We start from the raw sequence: 15,053 nt of genomic DNA on the forward strand, positions 1-15,053 counted from the left end.
CCAGCGCGGCCCGGAGCCGCGTACCGGATCCGAGTGCCGATCGATAAGACAACATACGGCCGAACTTAGGCAGCGTCCGGGGAGATGTCCTGAGTGGTGGGTACTCAAATGCGCGACGCGCGCAGCCGAGGGCTCTGACCCGAGCCCTCGGCGCGCGAGGTTGGTCAGAGGTCGGGGGCGAAGTGGGTGGCGGCGGCGGTGACCGAGGCGGTGATCTCCTCTTCGGTGGCCGTGCCGGAGGCGCGGACGGCGTCGGCCCAGGCCTGGATGGAGCGGCGGGAGAACTCCTGGCCCGGTAGGGAGTTCTGGTCGGCGAGCGGGTCGGCGATGTGCTCGCCGCCGAGGTGCCGGGCGAGCATGAGCAGGCCCTGGTCCCAGCCGGGGCCGACGTAGAGCGCGCCCGCGCCGCTGCCGGCCATCGCGACGGGCACGGTGTGCTCCACTTCGAGGTCGGTGACGTCGGTGCCGGCCGAGGTCAGGCGCACCTCGACGATGCTGGTGGGGCCGCCGTACGTCATGCGCAGCAGCTTCGGGGGGCGGCACTGGAGGATGTCGCCGGAGGCCATGTTCTCGACCTGGAAGCTGCCGCCCTCGCGGAAGTCGCCCGTGACCGGTGCGAACCAGCGGGGCAGGCGCTCCTTGCCGGTGATGGCGTCCCAGACGTCCTCGACGCCGGCGTGGTAGGTGCGCTTGACCAGCACGGCGACCAGCTCGCCGAGGTCGCCGCCGTCGCGTCGGGCGACCTCGCGCCGGATCGCCTCAAGCTGCTCGGTGATGTCCTTCATCGGGCTTCTCCTTGTCTTCTGACTCGCGCAGGCGGCGTTCGCGGCGGCCCCGGGCGAGTTCGGTGCCCAGCGCGTCGAGGCGCAGGTTCCAGAACCCGCGGAAGTGGTCCAGCCAGTTGTCCACTTCCCGCAGCGGGGCGGCGTCAACCGCGTACAGCCGACGGGTTCCCTCGGCGCGCACGGTCGCGAAGCCGTTGTCGCGCAGCACTTTGAGGTGCTGCGACACCGCGGGCTGCGAGATGCCGAACTCGGCCTGGACGACCTCGGTCAGCGCGCCGGAGGTCCGCTCGCCGCCGGCCAGCAGTTCGAGGATCCGCCGCCGGACCGGATCGCCGAGTACGTCGAAGGCGTGCACGGCCCAAAGTTACAGCTGCGACTTATATAAGTCAAACCCGGTATTAGCCGAGCGGCAGGTCGAGCAGGCTGTCGGCAAGTGACGCCGCCCGCTCGGTGTCGTCGTCCAGGGCGACGACGAGCACGCTCAGCCCCCGGTCGGGCACTCGGGCCAGCACGGTGCGCACCCCGGGCCAGCCACCGCCGTGGCGGTACACGGTCAGCCCGTGGCGCTGCCGCACGCCCATGCCCCAGGCGTAGTCCAGCACCGTGCCGTCGTCGAGGCGGCCCGGAGCCTGCATCAGCCCGCTGACACCGAGCCGGCTGTCGTTGAGCGCGTCGGCCCAGCGCAGCAGGTCGGCAGGGGTGCTCCAGAGCCCGCCGTCGCCTGGCGACAGCGGCGCGGGCGACAGCGGCTCGGCGTCCGGCGGGGCCGCCCCCGGCCCGTCCCAGAGGCGCGTGTCGGCGAGCCCCAGCGGCTGGAACAGCAGGTCCTCGGCCAGCGAGGGCAGCTCGGCACCCGCGGCCCGGCGCACCGCTTCGGCGAGGCAGACGTAGCCGGCGTTGGAGTACTCGTACGCGGTGCCGGGTGGGCGTGCGGGTTGGGGCAGCGCCCGCAGCGCGGCCAGCACCCCGGGCCCGGTGCGGTCGCCGGTCAGGGCGCGGTCGACCAGGTCGTCGCCGGGCAGGCCGCCGACGTGGTGCAGCAGGTGGCGCAGGCGCACCGACTCCGCCCACGCGGGCAGCTCGGGCAGCCGCCGCGACAGTGGCTCGTCCACGGCCAGGCCGCCCTGTCGCATCACCAGCGCCACCAGCGCCGCGATGACCTGCTTGGACAGTGAGGCCGCGTAGACGGGTGTGCGGTCGCCGAACCGCCGTCCCGCCGGAGTGCGGCCCGCGCATCCGTACACCGGTGGCGCGCCCCGCAGCGAGACGCCTGCCACCAGCGGTTCCGTCGCCACGTAGCCCGCGTTCCGGGCCAGCTGCGTGACCTCCCGCGCCGAAGCCGGACGCAATCCGCGGATTTCCCGCCCGGCGATGGTGGAACGGAAATCCTGCGGGTGCATCAGGCGCAGCCGCTGGGCAGGTCGGCGATGTAGCTTGACGTGGCGGCCGCGAGCACCCCGAACGGGACCAGGGTCAGCCCCCATCCGGCCAGCATCGCCCACCGGTTGCCGTTGGTACGGCGCAGCGCGCCCGCCAGCAGCGCCCCGCCCAGCAGCAGGTCCAGCAGGACGGCGAGGCCCCAGCCCGCGGCCAGCCCGTCCGCCCTGTCGCAGCCCTCCAGCCGCAGCAGCGACAGCAACCCGTAGACGAGCGCGGCGAGCACGTGCACGAGCGCGCCGATCGTCAGGTTGGCCGTCAGCCCCTGCGGTCCGGGGAGCCGGTGCACCGTGTGATCCGCCACGCGTCCGCCTCATCACTGCCGTCGCGCCGGCTCCGTCAGCCTGCGGCGAGGAAGTGTCCCACCGGCAGGTTACCGTTCGTTTACTCGTCGTCGTAGAGCCCTTCCAGCAGGCGCAGGCGTTCCACGACCTCGGCGGCGAGGTCGAGGCTGGCCGGGGACAGGCCGCTCACCCGCTGCAGCAGCCGGCGCACCTTGGTGTCGCGCAGTGCGCCGAGCAGTTCCAGTTCCCGGTCGACGGCCGCGGCCCGCTCGGGGTCGAGGAAGTACGCCACGTCCACGCCGAAGTGCGCGGCGATCCGCCCGACCAGTTCGTGGCCAGGGTTGGTGCGTTTGCCGGTGCGCAGCATGCCGATGTACTGCGCGGACACGTCCACGGCGCGGGCGACCATCTCGTCGGTCTGGCGTACGCCGCCAGGCTGGATCGCGTCCAGCAGCCGGTTGTAACGCAAAGCAAACATCGGCAACACGGGGCGTGATTGCATCTGGACATCATCTGACGGGCAGGCCGGGCCGGACATGTTCACTCCATTTAGGACACGACGCCGTCGGCGGTCCAGGGTCAGTCGGGCGACGGGCTCAGGTGCTTCAGCTGGTGCGCGAACGCCAGGATCACGGCGTCGAACTGGGCCTCGATGGCGGGCAGGTTCGACCGGGCCGCCTCCAGCGAGCGCAGGCAGGTCGCCAGCATGGCCACGTCGCGGGCCTCGCGTTCGCGGTCGGGGCTGTACGCGCCCCCGGCACTCGCCCGGTAGCTGGCCGCGGCCCGGTCGGCGTCGCGGCGGGCGGCGTCGAGGATGTGCGCGGCCTGCTTCTCCGCGCTCTCCACGATGAGTCGGCTCTGCTGCTGCGCGGCTGCGATCACGGTGTCGGCCTGGGCCTGCGCGCGGGCGGTGAGGGTGACCGCCTCGGCGGCTACCTGCCGGGCCCGCACGGCCGGATCGACGGGCTGCAGCCGGTCGCCGAGCCGCTTGACCCGGTCGAGTTCGGCTTGCTGGGCGGCGATGTAGGCATTGAGCGCGTCGACGTCCTCGGCGAGCGTGCGCCGCAACCGGTCGACGGCCTCCTTGTCGTATCCGCGCCGCCGGCCGGTGGCGTCGGGCAGGTGGTGGCGGACGATCGACTCCGGCGTGTGCGGCACCCGCTTGCGCAGGTCCGGCTGCTCGTACGCGTGGACAGTGCTCACTTCTCCCCCTGTGTCATCGGATCGCGGCGGGGCTCGCCGCGGGTGCTTGGGACGGCTGGTAACGCGCGCCGTCGTAGTCCTCGACGTGGATCTGCGCGGCGGGCACACCCGCGGCGGCGAGCGCCTCGCGCGCGTTCCCGGCCAGCGCGGGCGGCCCGCACACGTACACCTCGCGCTCGCCCAGGCGCGTGGTGCGCAGCGCCGCGCCGAGCACGTCGTCGCCGCCGCGCTCCTCCGGGGTCACCGGCAGCACGCTCAGCCAGCGGTGCGCCGCCTCCAGCCCGCGCAGGGTCGGCAGGTCGTAGAGGTCGCCGACGCCGCGGGCGCCCGCGAACAGCTGCACGGACCGGGCCGGCACCCCGGCGGCGGTCTCGACCTCGACCTGCTCGACCAGGGCCCGCAGCGGGGCCAGGCCGGTGCCCGCGGCGATCAGCAGCAGGTCGCGGCCGCCGCCCGGGGTGAGGGTGAGCCGCCGGCCGAGCGGCGCGCCGAGCCGCACCTGGTCGCCTTCGCGGAGCTGGTGGACGAGCGCCGGGCTGAGCTCGCCGCCGGGCTGGGCGCGGACGTGGAATTCGATGGTGCCGTCGGCCCGCGGGGTGTTCGCGGGCGACAGGTAGCGCCAGACCCGGGGCCGCAGCGGGCATTCCAGGGCCACCGACTGGCCGGGCCGGTAGGTCAGCGGCATGGTCGGGCGCACGGTGAACACGGCCAGGTCGGGGCCGCGGCGTTCGTGTTCGAGCACGTCGGCGGTCCACCAGGCGGGCTGGCTGCGGGCGGCGTGCTCGGCCGCCCGCAGCATGGTGCCCGACACCAGTTCGTACGCCGCCGACCACAACGCGGCCAGGTCGTCGGTCCACTCCTCGCCCAGGAAGTGCTCCAGGGTGGCCAGCAGCGCCTGCCCGACCTGCGCGTAGTGCGCCCCGACCACCGAGAACCTGCGGTGGTCGCGGCCCAGCCCTTCCAGGTACGGCACGGCCTGGTCGAGCCGGTCGACGTGGGACACGACGTGCCCCAGCGCCTGCAGCAGCCGGTCCCGCTGGCCGGCCATGGACACCGGGAACAGGTCGCGCAGCTCCGGATACGCCACGAAGAGGAAGGCGTAGAAGTGCTGCGCGGCCCGGTCACCGTGGGCTTGCACGGCGGCGAAGCTGGCCTGCAGGCGCTGCGCGTCCATCCTCAGACCGCCGCCGGCTCGGCGACGATCAGGGGTTGCACGCTGGCCAGCACCTGTCCGACCTGGAGGATGACGTCCATCGGGACGTGCAGTTCGAACAGGACTCCGGCGGCGTACTGCGCGACCCGCTGGTAGTGGGCCGCGCTGATGTTCAGCCGGGCGTGCGCGGGCCCGAGGTTCTCCACCGGGTATCCGGTGGGGCCGCCGAGCACGTGGGTAAGCAGCGCGACCATGTGGCTCTTGAGCCTGGGCAGGTCGATGCCGTCGAAGTAGTCGGCGAGCTGCTCGTCGGCGAGCAGGTAGGTGTAGAGCCGGTCCACCGCCTCCCGCACCGACGGCGCGCCGCCGATGAGGTCGTATGCACTGGTGGCCGTGGTGGTGGCTCCTGGACTGTCTGACATTGTTCCGCCTCCGTCATCGCAGTGGTGAGCAACGCGGAGCCGGCATTCGCCCGGTCCGGGCCCGCACCCGGTTCGGACGTGGTGGAGCACACCGGCACAACCAGCGGTTTGCCCGAAGGCCGCCCATCAAACCACTGGTTATCCGCGCACCATCAGGATATATAGATGCGTCACTTTGGTGTCAACCAGTAGTCGGTTAATATACGGTGTGTGTTTTAGAACACATGTTCGATAACTGTCCACATCGTACGGTGCAGCTCATCGACGGTGTGCGGCGGCCTGTCAGCCGGCGCTGGTGGCCTCGAACCGAGCGGTGAGAGTTCCGGTGATCCCGTCGGCGGCGCGGGTGCCGCGCACCGTCAGCGACAGGTCACCGGTCAACGTCGAGCAGTCCCCGGTGCGCGGCGTGAACCGCCCCTGGGTCGCCAGCTTCACGGTCGGCAACGACTGGTCGCCCACGGACTGCTCCAGCGTGCTCGTGGTGTACGCGAAGGTCGCCGCGCCCGCGCCGCCCGCCGGTGGGCCCACTCCGTCGAGCGTCGCGACGACCTGCCGGCCGTCCACCGTGCCGGTCAGGTCGATCACCTGCTCCACCTCGCCGTCGACGACGTTGCCACCCGCCACGACCAGCCGGAACCTGACCTGGCCACCGTTGGAGCGCAACGTCGCACCGGCCACCCGGACCGTGCCCGACAGCGTCGCGGTGCCCGACCACTCACCGTCGGTGAACGTGGCGCAGTCCTCCACCCCGTGCCAGGAGACGGTCACCGGCAGCGTGGCCACCGGCCGCGGCATCGGCGCCAGGAACGCGGCCAGGCCCTGCGGCGCACTCGTGAACACCGCCCGGAACAGTCCCAGTTCGTCCGCCGCCGCGGCTCGCACGTGGCCCGTCACGGAGCGCTCCGGATCGGACGGCGCACCCGGGTCGACCGCGGCCCGCAGACGCACGGACGCCCGGCCGGCGGCGTCGGCGGCGGCCCGGTGCGGCGACAGCCCGCCCCCGCCCAGCTCCACATGCCCGGCCAGGTGCGCGGGCGGCGAGAACACCACCTCGACCGCGCCCGGCGCGGGCGACGCCGCCACCAGCAGCGGCGCGGGCCCGAAGGCCGTCGCGGCGGCCTGCGCGGTGTCCACGGTCGCGACGACGTCGAGCGCGTCGCCGGGACCGCCGGCGCCCTGGGCCAGGCGCGCGTTCTGCGGCGACAGCCGGATCCGCACATCCTGCCAGCGCAACATCGCCTGGGCGTACGCCGTCGCGGGCGCGCCGCCCAGCGACAGGTCCCGGCCGCCAGCCGCGTACACCACGCCCCAGCCGGCCGCCTCCGGCGCGGGCCGCTCACCGGCCCGCTCGGGCACCCGGCTCGCCACCACCGGGGCCACGAACCCGTCGAGCAGCATCAGCCACTCCGAGAGGGCGTCGACCGAGGGCCCCAGCTCGCCGTCCCCCGAGAAGTCCACCTTGCGGGCCTGCAGCAGCCGCACCAGCCACCGGTCCCGCGCCTGCCAGTACGCCGTCCGGTACAGCTCCAGCAGCTCCGCCGGCTCGCGCCGCACGCCCAGCGCCGACAGCCGCCTCGTGAAGTCCAGCATCGGCTCCCGGGCCGTGCCCGCCATCTCGGCGAGAGTGTCCACCTGCGGTTCGAGCACGTGCACCCCGTCCGGACCCGGGCTCACTCCGGCCAGCACCTGCTCGCCCGCCGGGGTGTACACGGCCACGCCGAGGTTGGCCAGCACCGACCAGGCCCCGCGGCGGCGCTCCGCCGGATCCGGTGACGCCAGTGCGGCCGCGGTCTGCTCCGGCGACAGCGCGACCGGTTCCTCGTCCCGGCCCGGCAAACCGCCGGTGCACGCGAGCAGCGGCAGCAGCAGCGCGAGCACGAGTCCGCCCACGATCGCACGCCGGGCCACGCCCGGTCCCGCCCCGGCCATGCGCTACTCCCCGTCGCCGGTGGACATCCTGGGCCGTCACCGTAGTTGCCCGGAAGGCGGCCACGCCAGAGGCAGCGGCGTTCAGTCTTCTTCGAGCACCGACAGGATGTTGCCGGCCGGGTCCTTGAACCAGGCGATCCGCGGGCCGGTGTCGGCGTCGGACACCCCGGCGGCGTCGGTCTTCAGGTCCGCGGTGTCGTAGTTCTCGAACTCGACACCCCGTTCCCGCAGCTCCCCCATCGCGGCCTCCAGGTGCGTCACCGGGAAGTTCAGGATGGTGTACGTCGCCGGCACGTGATCCGGCTTCGGATAGATCAGCACCTGGCCGCCGCCGGCCAGTTCCAGCCGCAGCAGGCCGTCGCCGAGGTCGGTGACCTCCAGACCCAGCGTCTCGCCGTAGAATCGCCGGGCCGTCTCGGTGTCGTCGACCGAGAACCCCGAGAACGCTCGCGTCCTGCCGAACATCGTGTGCTCCTCCTGCTGTGTCGATCCGGCCCCGGCCGGGGCCCGCGTCATGCCGTCGCGCTACGGGCGTCGATCGCCGCCTGCGCCTTCGTCGTGCGTCGCACGGCCGCGGCAAGCGCCCGCTCCGCCGCCGTACGGGCGGCCCGCCGCCCGTTGACCTCCTGATGCGCCCTGGCCCGCCGCTCCTCCAGGGCCGCCAGCGTTTCCCTGAGCTGCGCCAGCTCGTCGGCGCCCGCCGCCTCCGCCGCCCGCGCCCGGTCCGCCTCGTCCCGCGCCCGCTGCTCGGCCTCCCGCGCCGACGCCAACTCCCGCCGCAGCTCCAACGGCACACGGGGCGGCTCGGTCGCGCGGGTCTCCTGCTGCGGCCGCACGTCATCGGCTGACCGGTCGCGCTGTGCCACCGCTCTGCGGGCGACGCGACCCCCAGCCGGTGCCGCTGCGCCGTCGTGTGCCGGAACCGGACGTGTCGGGGCCGGGCCCGCCGGTGCCTTGCGGGCCGACCTGCGCGGCAGCACCACCACGTCCGCGTCGTCCGCGTCGTCGGTGTCCGCGCCGCCGAACGCCGAAGCCGCGCCGAACCCGGTGTACGACACCGCTTTGACGACCGTGCCCGCCCGGACCTGCGCGGCGATCTCGTCGTCGGCGAGCGCGGCGGCGAGGGTCTGCTCGACCTCGGCCTGCGGGAGCTTCGCCGGAGTCAGGCCCGGCTGAGCCCGTACCCCCAGGTCGACGGCTTGTTCGGCCAGGGCCGAGAGCAGTTCGCGGCGCTGCGTGGTCAGCGCGCGCAGGTCCGCGCCGCGCAGTTGCCGCTGGGCGTCGCGCAGCGCGGCGGACAGGGCGGTCAGCTCGGTGATGCGTTCGGGCGCGCGGTGGGCCAGCAGGTTGACCAGCCACGCGGCGACGGTGGGGCGGCGCAGCCGCTTGATCGCCGTGGCCTGCGCGCCGTGCCCGGCCGCCTTGGCCGCGGCCGCCGCCGCGTCGCGGGCGGCCGTGAACTCCTCGGGCAGGGCCGTGTACAGCTCACGCACGGTCTCCTCCGGCACCTCGTCCACCTTGTCATGATATGAGGAGATCAGGCGGCGTCCAGGTAACCGCTGGCCTGGAGCGTGAACAGCTCCGCGTACCGGCCGCCGGCCACCATCAGCTCGTCGTGGCGGCCGGACTGGATCAGCCGGCCCTCGTGCAGCACGTAGATGACGTCGGCGTGGCGTACGTTGGCCAGCCGGTGCGTGATCAGGATGGTGGTCCGCCGGCCCTGCCGGTCCCGGATCGCCTGGAACAGGGCGTCCTCGGCGCGCGGGTCCAGCGCGGAGGACGGCTCGTCCATGATGAGCAGGTCCGCGTCGCGCAGGAAGCCGCGCGCGGCGGTGATGCGCTGCCACTGCCCCCCGGACAGGTCCTGCCCGTCGGCGAAGGTGCGGTCCAGCAGCGTGTCGTACCCGAACGGCAACTGCATGATCATGTCGTGGGCGACCGCGCGCTGCGCCGCCGCCTCGATGCGCTCGCGCCGCACCGGCGCGCCCGCCTCGCCGAGGCGGATGTTCACCTCCGCGGTGAACGGCCACTTCCAGTAATCCTGCGACACCACCGCGATGCGCGCCCGCAGCCCGTCGGCGTCCAGTTGGGCCAGCGGCACGCCGTTCCAGCGGACGGTGCCCGCCGACGGGGCACGCAGCGCGGCGATAACCGCGGCCAGCGTGGTCTTGCCGGAGCCGTTCTCCCCCACGAACGCCACCGTCTGTCCGGCTCGCACGTCCAGCGACACCTCGTCGACGGCGGGCGCCTCGCGGTCGGGATAGCTCAGGCAGACGGCGTCGACCTGCAGGGTCTCCAGCGCGCCCGCGGGCAGGCTGCCATCTGCGGCGGGCACGTGCGCCTTCGCCCGCTCCATGAACCCGGTGTAGTCGTCGAAGTGCCGCCCCTCCATATACAGCGCGTCGACCTGGTAGGTCACCGTCGCCAGCGAGTGCCGGGCGGCCTGCAACGCGATCACGGCGGTCGCCGCGGCCGACAGCGGGATCGCCCCGTCCAACAGCAGCCAGCCGAGCAGTCCGTACACCGCGCCGGTCGCGACGCCGCCCGCCATCGCGCCGAGCGCGTTGGTGGTGGTGACCCGGCGCGCCAGATCGAGCTGGATCCGGGTCTCAGTGTCCATGACCGTGTCGTACTGGCCGAGCAGGAACCCGCGCAGCCCGTACGCGCGCAGCTCCGCCGCGGTCATCCGGTCGGCCATCAGCCGGTTGAGGATCCACATGCGCCGCCTGCGCACCGACCCGGCCAGGTACGTCTGGTACTCCAGGTGCCCGGCCCGCAGTGCCGCCCACGCGTTCGGCACCGTCGCCAGCAGCATCGCGCCCAGCAGCAGCGGGTGCACCACGACCAGCGCCACCGCCACCGCGAGCACCCCGATCGCGCCCGCGGCCAGCGCCATCATCGCGTTGACCAGGCCGATCACCGACTCCATGCCGCGGGCGGCCCGCTCCATGTCGTCGGCGAACGCGTCCTCGTCGAACGCGTCCAGCCGCACGGCGGTGGTCGCCTCGAACAGCTGCCGCTGCACCGCCCGGTCGACTCGGGGCGTCAGCCCGTTGAGGGCGTACCCGGTGGCGATGCCCATGCCCGCCCGCAGCGCCGCCGCCCCCGCCAGCACGATCAGCGCGGGCAGGGCCGTGGCCACCCGGTCCGGGGTCGGCGCGGCGGAGAACAGGCCGACCAGGACCTGCTGGGTCGCGAGCAGCCCGGCCGTCGCCATGACCCCGGCCAGCACCGTGCACGACAGCACGATCGCGGTGCGGGCCCGGTCGGCGCGCCAGGCGATGCGCAGCGCGGTGCCGACCAGCCGGGGCAGGGCCTGGGCCAGGGTGCGCAGCCCGGCGTCGGCGCGGGCGCGGACCCCCTCCTCCCACCACATCGTGCGCATCTTCGGCAGCACGGAGGCCGTGGCGGGTGTCGTCTCGGCGGCGGTCACGGTGGCGGCTTCGGACGGTGCGGACACGGTTTCCTCCCCTGAGCCGCGACCCCACCGGCGGCCTGAGGAAAGCGTATGCCCAATCAGGAGTGAGCAGCCGATTCGTTCCTGCCGGGCACCCGACAACCGAGGACGGTCATACGCTGTGCGCTTCGACAAGGCTCGTGTTGACCTGGTACACCAAGTCCCATAACGGACCTGCCGTGACGATTCCAGCGCCTAGTGCTCGCTTGTTGCCAGAAGCCTGGTACAGCGTCCGCACGGTGTCGCCGAAGCCGATGACGACCCACCACTCGCCATTCGGGTAGCGCCGCCGCCATGTCGTCGACACGAACTTGCCTGTGTCCTGCCGGGCCTCGACGAGGATCAGATCCCACGCCGCCGGGTCGAAGGCCCGCAGGTCGGCCAGCGGAGCGTCGGTGCCGACAGTCCGCTCGGCCAGATGCCCGCCGTGCAACCGCAGCTCACGTACGCTCGACAACACCTGCCGTACACGGACGAACAACGGCTCAGGACCCGTCTCGGCATGGAAGCGTGCGATGACCGGACTCATGGCATTACCAGCAGTTCAGGCCGTGCGGCCGGGCTACCCGAGGTCAACACTCGTGTCAGCCCACGGGCGAGCAGGTCGATCTGCTCGGGAGCAACGTCCAGGACCAGCATCGCATCGACTGGCATGCCCAGGGTCAGGGCAGCGTCCTCGGTCAACCTCAAGCGCAGCCGCCCACCGGCGAGGACGCATTCACGAACGCCGCCGTAGTAGGTTGCCTGTCCGGGGTCGACGACCAGACAGTACGTGTTCATGTCGAGGTCGATCTCCTGCTCATCGTCCGCGTCGTAACACTCCATGAATAGCAGCGACCAGGCATCAGCCTCGGTGGTCTCGCGAATCCCGATCACGTAAACCCCGCTGTCGTCCTCGCCTACGTCGCGAACGACCGCCGGCGCCCACCCGGATACATCATGATCTCGCATGTTCCTCCTTGCGCCGCCCATGAGAAGGCAGAGCTTAAGCCCCTGGCCGACCGCCGGTGGTCTCGCTGCCACGGCAGGTGACCAGATCATCGACATCCGCGGTGTACGGCTCGCCTACCGAGTGCTCGGGGCTCCCACCGCACCGGCGATGATCCTGCTGCACGGCGGCAGCGCCGACAGCTCCGCCTGGGCGGAGGTGGCCCCGGCACTCGACCGGACCGAGCACTACTCCTTCGAGCTCATTCGCGACGATGTCATCGGTTCGCGTTTCATGAACACGTCCACCGGGTCCTCGGACTCGACGGTGAACCCGTGCCGCTCGTACAGCCGCCGGGCCGCGCTGCCCTGTAGCACCTGCAACCGGACCACGGTGCCGTCGCGATCGCACTGCTCCAGCAGCTCGGTGAGCACGGCCGTGCCGGTCCCGCTGCCGTGTAGGCACGGGGCCAGGAGGAAGTTCTCCAGCCAGTGGGCGTCTTCGGCGGGACGCAGCGTCACGCATCCGGCGAACGCGCCGCCGACCTCGATCACCTGGGTGTGCTCCGGCACGAACTTGTCCCGCAGCCGCTGGCGCACCCGGTGCTCGTCGTAGCGCCCGAGCCGTTCCAGGTCCGGTCGCAGCACCACGGCCCGCAACTCCGCCACCGTCTCGACGTCGGACGTCGAAGCCCGCCGGGTAGCCCAATCTGCCATGATCGTCAGACTAGCGGGCCGTGGTCAGCCGGAACTTCTCGTATCCCAGGATGGTGATGTTCCGGGCCGGGTTGAGGCGGCAGGGCACGACCTTGCCGGTCTCGGTGAACCCGATGCGCCGGTAGAACGCCTGCGCCCGCTCGTTGTCCTCGTGCACACCCAGCGTGAGCCAGGACGCGTCGGTGACGTCGCGGGCCCACGTGATCGCGGCGTCGACCAGCCGGGCCGCGAGTCCGGCCGCCCGGCCGCGGTACGCGGGCGTGACGTAGACGCCCTGGATGCAGTAGGTGCCGGCGACGACCTCCACCGGTGCGGAGCCGGCCATGCCCACCCAGCGGCCGTCGGCGGCGACGGCGATGAACGTCGCCGTGGTCGGCGAGCTCGCGGCCTGTTCGGCCTGCTGCTGCCAGACCTCGTCGGCGAGCGCGGCGGCGTCGGCGGGTGTCGTGCCGAAGGCGGTCGGCGAGTCCTGCAGCGCCTCCAGGCGCAGGGCGCGCAGCTGACGCCACTCGCCCGGCTCGATCCTGCGTACTGCATAGGTCATGGTCTGCCCCCGCCGATCATGGTTCGCATGGTTCCACGCGCCATCCTGCCCTGGACAGCGGTTGCCGCGTAAATCACTCGCGACCGGCATCACGCGTTCATAGGCTCGCGCGATGCGATGGGAACCGTTGCGGGTGGGCGACGCCGCCGCCTGCGCCGAGGTGATCGCCGAGGCGGAGCTGGTCGATCGGACCGGTGAGCATTACGACGCCGACGATGTCGCCGAGCAGCTGGCAGATCCGGACCTCGACCTGGCCGCGGCGACCGTCGGCGTGTGGGACGGCGACCGCCTGGCCGCGTATGGAGTGCTGGCGTCCAACGGTTCGGTCCCCGTGCGGCGCTTCATCTTCGGCGGCTACGTGCGCCCGGCGTACCGGCGGCAGGGTCTGGGCGGGCGGCTGGTCGACTGGGCGATCGAGGCGGCCCCGGCGATAGCCGGGCACCCTGCCCCTCCGTTGGAGCTGCATGCCGAGGTCAGCGACGCCAACGAGGGCAAGCAGGCCCTGTTCGCCCGCGCGGGTTTCGCGCCGCAGCGCTGGTTCTTCGCGATGTGCCGCCCGCTGACCGGCGACCTGCCCGAGGTCGCCGTGCCCGCCGGGTACCGCGTCGAACGCTTCGACCTGGAGCGTCACGACGAGGCGGCGCGGCTGGTCCGCAACGCGGCGTTCGTCGACCATTGGGGCTTCTCGGAGAAGACGCCCGACATGTGGAAGCAGTGGTACACCGGCACCCGCGCGTTCCGCCCCGGACTGTCGTTCGTCGCCACCGCCGAGCACGGGCCGGCCGGCGAGGGTGACACGCCGGCCGCGATCCTGCTCACGCACTACTACGAGGCCGACACGGAGGCGACCGGCCGTGCCGAGGCGTGGATCTCCGTCCTCGGCACCCGCCGCGAACATCGCCGCCGCGGCGTCGCGGGCACGCTGCTGGCATCGGCGCTGCGGCAGGCCCAGCTGGACGGGTTCGCACAGGCCGGGCTCGGGGTCGACGCGGCCGGCCCGACCGGCGCGCTGGGGCTGTACCGGTCGGCCGGGTTCGCCGTCGAGCACCGCGACGCCCGCTACGTGAAGACGCTCTAGTCGGGAGTGGACTGCTCCGAGCGCGGTTCGCTCAGCGGGCGGCCGCCGACGCCGATGATGTGCCAGCCGAGGTCCGGGAAGCCGGCACTGCGGGCGGTGCGGTCCGAGGCGGTGTTCGCGGGGTCGTGCAGGTAGATCGGCACGGCGCCCTGCGCGACGATCCAGCGTGCCGCCTGCGCGACCAGCCCCGTGGCCAGCCCTCGGCCGCGGTGTGCCTCCTCCGTGCCGACGGAGATCTCCATGCCCGCGCTGTTGTGCCGCTTGATCCCCACGCCCGCCGCGTACCGGCCCGCGTCGTCGAACGCGATCAGCACGTGGCCGCCGAACGGGTGCAGCCACTCCGGCACCCGCGGGTCGAGCGCCGGCACCCACTCACCGGCGTCCGGCAGTTCCGCGGGAGCGTCGGTCCACCGGAACACCCCGCGGAACGCGGGCGCATCGGGCCGGCCGAGCGCGGCGGGCAGCCGGTCGAGCACGTCTTCCCAGGTCGGCACCGCGTCGCGTACCGCGTCGACGGCCTCCGGCGCGACGGACAGCACCCCGCCGTGCGGCGTCGACACCCCGACCACGTCGCGGACCTGGCCGTCCCACCCCGGCCGGGTCCGCGCGGGGCTGCCGACCACGGTCAGGCCTTCCGCCTCGGTCCACCCGCCCAGGTACTCGACCAGGAACTCGGTGAGGCGTCGGTCCGTGCAGATCTCGCGGCTGTCCATCGCCCGAAGAATACGTCGCCCGGCCCGCCGCCACCCGCAACCGTCCCCTGCGGAGGGCCCGCGCCGTGCACGAGGCCGTCGCGCGGGCACCGTGTGTGGCCGACGTTGTGTAGCGTGCGCGCGTGGACAACAGACCTGGCCCCGCGGTACGCGTCAGCGGCACGGCGGCCGCCGTCATCGGCGTGATCGTCATCGTGATCTCGTTCCTGGGCCGCCGGTACGGCTTCCTGGGTGACGACGGGGTGTTCGTCGGCGCGTTGCTGCTGGTGAGCGGTCTCCTGCTGCGGATCGAGGCGGCTGTTGCCGCAGGCCGGGCCCCTGCCGACGGCCGCTGAGCAGCCGGTGGACCGTCGCGGGTGACGGGTGTTGTCGGGCGGCGGGTGTAGGTTCGCGGACGTGGAGGA

General features: G+C 73.0%; 19 protein-coding genes. 2 read left to right on the forward strand and 17 right to left on the reverse strand.

Annotation, left to right across the window (positions count from 1 at the left end; all coding sequences use genetic code 11):
* Positions 1-164 precede the first annotated feature (164 nt).
* The 16 genes from AB0B66_RS35105 to AB0B66_RS35180 form a co-directional block, all read right to left on the reverse strand.
* Positions 165-785, reverse strand: a complete 621-nt coding sequence (locus AB0B66_RS35105) for an SRPBCC domain-containing protein (RefSeq protein WP_360538183.1) — start codon at positions 783-785, stop codon at positions 165-167.
* Positions 760-1,140 (reverse strand): metalloregulator ArsR/SmtB family transcription factor, encoded by a 381-nt coding sequence (locus AB0B66_RS35110; protein WP_360538185.1) that lies wholly within the window; start codon positions 1,138-1,140, stop codon positions 760-762. Before AB0B66_RS35110 ends, AB0B66_RS35105 begins: the two co-directional genes overlap by 26 nt.
* A 43-nt stretch (positions 1,141-1,183) precedes the next feature.
* Positions 1,184-2,080 (reverse strand): serine hydrolase domain-containing protein, encoded by an 897-nt coding sequence (locus AB0B66_RS35115; protein ID WP_360538187.1) that lies wholly within the window; start codon positions 2,078-2,080, stop codon positions 1,184-1,186.
* A 104-nt stretch (positions 2,081-2,184) separates the two neighbouring features.
* Positions 2,185-2,526 carry a hypothetical protein gene (locus AB0B66_RS35120; protein WP_360538189.1) on the reverse strand — a complete coding sequence of 114 codons (342 nt, stop codon included), beginning with the start codon at positions 2,524-2,526 and terminating at the stop codon, positions 2,185-2,187.
* A gap of 80 nt (positions 2,527-2,606) precedes the next feature.
* Positions 2,607-2,984, reverse strand: a complete 378-nt coding sequence (locus AB0B66_RS35125) for a helix-turn-helix domain-containing protein (protein WP_360538191.1) — start codon at positions 2,982-2,984, stop codon at positions 2,607-2,609.
* A gap of 101 nt (positions 2,985-3,085) precedes the next feature.
* Positions 3,086-3,709: a hypothetical protein gene (locus AB0B66_RS35130; RefSeq protein WP_360538193.1), complete on the reverse strand. Its 624-nt coding sequence runs from the start codon at positions 3,707-3,709 to the stop codon at positions 3,086-3,088.
* A 13-nt stretch (positions 3,710-3,722) separates the two neighbouring features.
* Complete coding sequence (locus AB0B66_RS35135; protein ID WP_360538195.1) at positions 3,723-4,883, reverse strand: globin domain-containing protein; 1,161 nt, start codon at positions 4,881-4,883, stop codon at positions 3,723-3,725.
* A gap of 2 nt (positions 4,884-4,885) precedes the next feature.
* A complete protein-coding gene (locus tag AB0B66_RS35140; RefSeq protein WP_360538197.1) occupies positions 4,886-5,284 on the reverse strand; it encodes a group 1 truncated hemoglobin in 399 nt (132 codons plus the stop codon).
* A 282-nt stretch (positions 5,285-5,566) separates the two neighbouring features.
* Complete coding sequence (locus AB0B66_RS35145) at positions 5,567-7,213, reverse strand: hypothetical protein (RefSeq protein ID WP_360538199.1); 1,647 nt, start codon at positions 7,211-7,213, stop codon at positions 5,567-5,569.
* Between the two features lie 81 nt (positions 7,214-7,294).
* On the reverse strand, positions 7,295-7,678 hold the full coding sequence (locus AB0B66_RS35150) for a VOC family protein (protein WP_360538201.1): 384 nt from the start codon (positions 7,676-7,678) through the stop codon (positions 7,295-7,297).
* Positions 7,679-7,725: 47 nt separating this feature from the next.
* Positions 7,726-8,730: a hypothetical protein gene (locus AB0B66_RS35155; protein WP_360538203.1), complete on the reverse strand. Its 1,005-nt coding sequence runs from the start codon at positions 8,728-8,730 to the stop codon at positions 7,726-7,728.
* 20 nt (positions 8,731-8,750) lie between these two features.
* Positions 8,751-10,598: an ABC transporter ATP-binding protein gene (locus tag AB0B66_RS35160; protein WP_360538275.1), complete on the reverse strand. Its 1,848-nt coding sequence runs from the start codon at positions 10,596-10,598 to the stop codon at positions 8,751-8,753.
* Positions 10,599-10,782: 184 nt separating this feature from the next.
* The gene (locus tag AB0B66_RS35165; protein WP_360538205.1) at positions 10,783-11,199 is read right to left on the reverse strand and encodes a hypothetical protein; all 417 of its coding nucleotides are present in this window, start codon (positions 11,197-11,199) and stop codon (positions 10,783-10,785) included.
* Positions 11,196-11,621, reverse strand: coding sequence for an Imm10 family immunity protein (locus AB0B66_RS35170; RefSeq protein WP_360538207.1), 426 nt, complete (start codon positions 11,619-11,621; stop codon positions 11,196-11,198). Before AB0B66_RS35170 ends, AB0B66_RS35165 begins: the two co-directional genes overlap by 4 nt.
* Before the next feature lie 225 nt (positions 11,622-11,846).
* Complete coding sequence (locus AB0B66_RS35175) at positions 11,847-12,314, reverse strand: GNAT family N-acetyltransferase (protein WP_360538209.1); 468 nt, start codon at positions 12,312-12,314, stop codon at positions 11,847-11,849.
* Positions 12,315-12,324: 10 nt separating this feature from the next.
* Positions 12,325-12,858, reverse strand: coding sequence for a GNAT family N-acetyltransferase (locus AB0B66_RS35180; protein ID WP_360538211.1), 534 nt, complete (start codon positions 12,856-12,858; stop codon positions 12,325-12,327).
* 112 nt (positions 12,859-12,970) lie between these two features.
* On the opposite strand from AB0B66_RS35180, the gene AB0B66_RS35185 reads away from it, so the two are divergent.
* Positions 12,971-13,936, forward strand: a complete 966-nt coding sequence (locus tag AB0B66_RS35185; protein ID WP_360538213.1) for a GNAT family N-acetyltransferase — start codon at positions 12,971-12,973, stop codon at positions 13,934-13,936.
* On the opposite strand, the gene AB0B66_RS35190 is transcribed toward AB0B66_RS35185, so the two are convergent.
* Positions 13,933-14,649: a GNAT family N-acetyltransferase gene (locus AB0B66_RS35190; protein WP_360538215.1), complete on the reverse strand. Its 717-nt coding sequence runs from the start codon at positions 14,647-14,649 to the stop codon at positions 13,933-13,935. The genes AB0B66_RS35185 and AB0B66_RS35190 overlap by 4 nt on opposite strands.
* Positions 14,650-14,771: 122 nt before the next feature.
* Here AB0B66_RS35190 and AB0B66_RS35195 point away from each other — a divergent pair, with 122 nt between their 5' ends.
* A complete protein-coding gene (locus tag AB0B66_RS35195) occupies positions 14,772-14,984 on the forward strand; it encodes a hypothetical protein (RefSeq protein WP_360538217.1) in 213 nt (70 codons plus the stop codon).
* Positions 14,985-15,053 lie beyond the last annotated feature (69 nt).

This window comes from Catellatospora sp. NPDC049111, assembly GCF_040648615.1.
Classification (GTDB): Bacteria; Actinomycetota; Actinomycetes; order Mycobacteriales; family Micromonosporaceae; genus Catellatospora; species Catellatospora aurea.

Excerpts from the sequence above, each read along its gene's own strand:
- AB0B66_RS35105 (WP_360538183.1), bottom strand. The coding sequence starts at position 785 with ATGAAGGACATCACCGAGCAGCTTGAGGCGATCCGGCGCGAGGTCGCC.
- AB0B66_RS35125 (WP_360538191.1), bottom strand. The coding sequence starts at position 2,984 with ATGTTTGCTTTGCGTTACAACCGGCTGCTGGACGCGATCCAGCCTGGC.
- AB0B66_RS35135 (WP_360538195.1), bottom strand. The coding sequence starts at position 4,883 with ATGGACGCGCAGCGCCTGCAGGCCAGCTTCGCCGCCGTGCAAGCCCAC.
- AB0B66_RS35140 (WP_360538197.1), bottom strand. The coding sequence starts at position 5,284 with ATGTCAGACAGTCCAGGAGCCACCACCACGGCCACCAGTGCATACGAC.
- AB0B66_RS35145 (WP_360538199.1), bottom strand. The coding sequence starts at position 7,213 with ATGGCCGGGGCGGGACCGGGCGTGGCCCGGCGTGCGATCGTGGGCGGA.
- AB0B66_RS35150 (WP_360538201.1), bottom strand. The coding sequence starts at position 7,678 with ATGTTCGGCAGGACGCGAGCGTTCTCGGGGTTCTCGGTCGACGACACC.
- AB0B66_RS35160 (WP_360538275.1), bottom strand. The coding sequence starts at position 10,598 with ATGCGCACGATGTGGTGGGAGGAGGGGGTCCGCGCCCGCGCCGACGCC.
- AB0B66_RS35165 (WP_360538205.1), bottom strand. The coding sequence starts at position 11,199 with ATGAGTCCGGTCATCGCACGCTTCCATGCCGAGACGGGTCCTGAGCCG.
- AB0B66_RS35170 (WP_360538207.1), bottom strand. The coding sequence starts at position 11,621 with ATGCGAGATCATGATGTATCCGGGTGGGCGCCGGCGGTCGTTCGCGAC.
- AB0B66_RS35175 (WP_360538209.1), bottom strand. The coding sequence starts at position 12,314 with ATGGCAGATTGGGCTACCCGGCGGGCTTCGACGTCCGACGTCGAGACG.
- AB0B66_RS35180 (WP_360538211.1), bottom strand. The coding sequence starts at position 12,858 with ATGACCTATGCAGTACGCAGGATCGAGCCGGGCGAGTGGCGTCAGCTG.
- AB0B66_RS35185 (WP_360538213.1), top strand. The coding sequence starts at position 12,971 with ATGCGATGGGAACCGTTGCGGGTGGGCGACGCCGCCGCCTGCGCCGAG.
- AB0B66_RS35190 (WP_360538215.1), bottom strand. The coding sequence starts at position 14,649 with ATGGACAGCCGCGAGATCTGCACGGACCGACGCCTCACCGAGTTCCTG.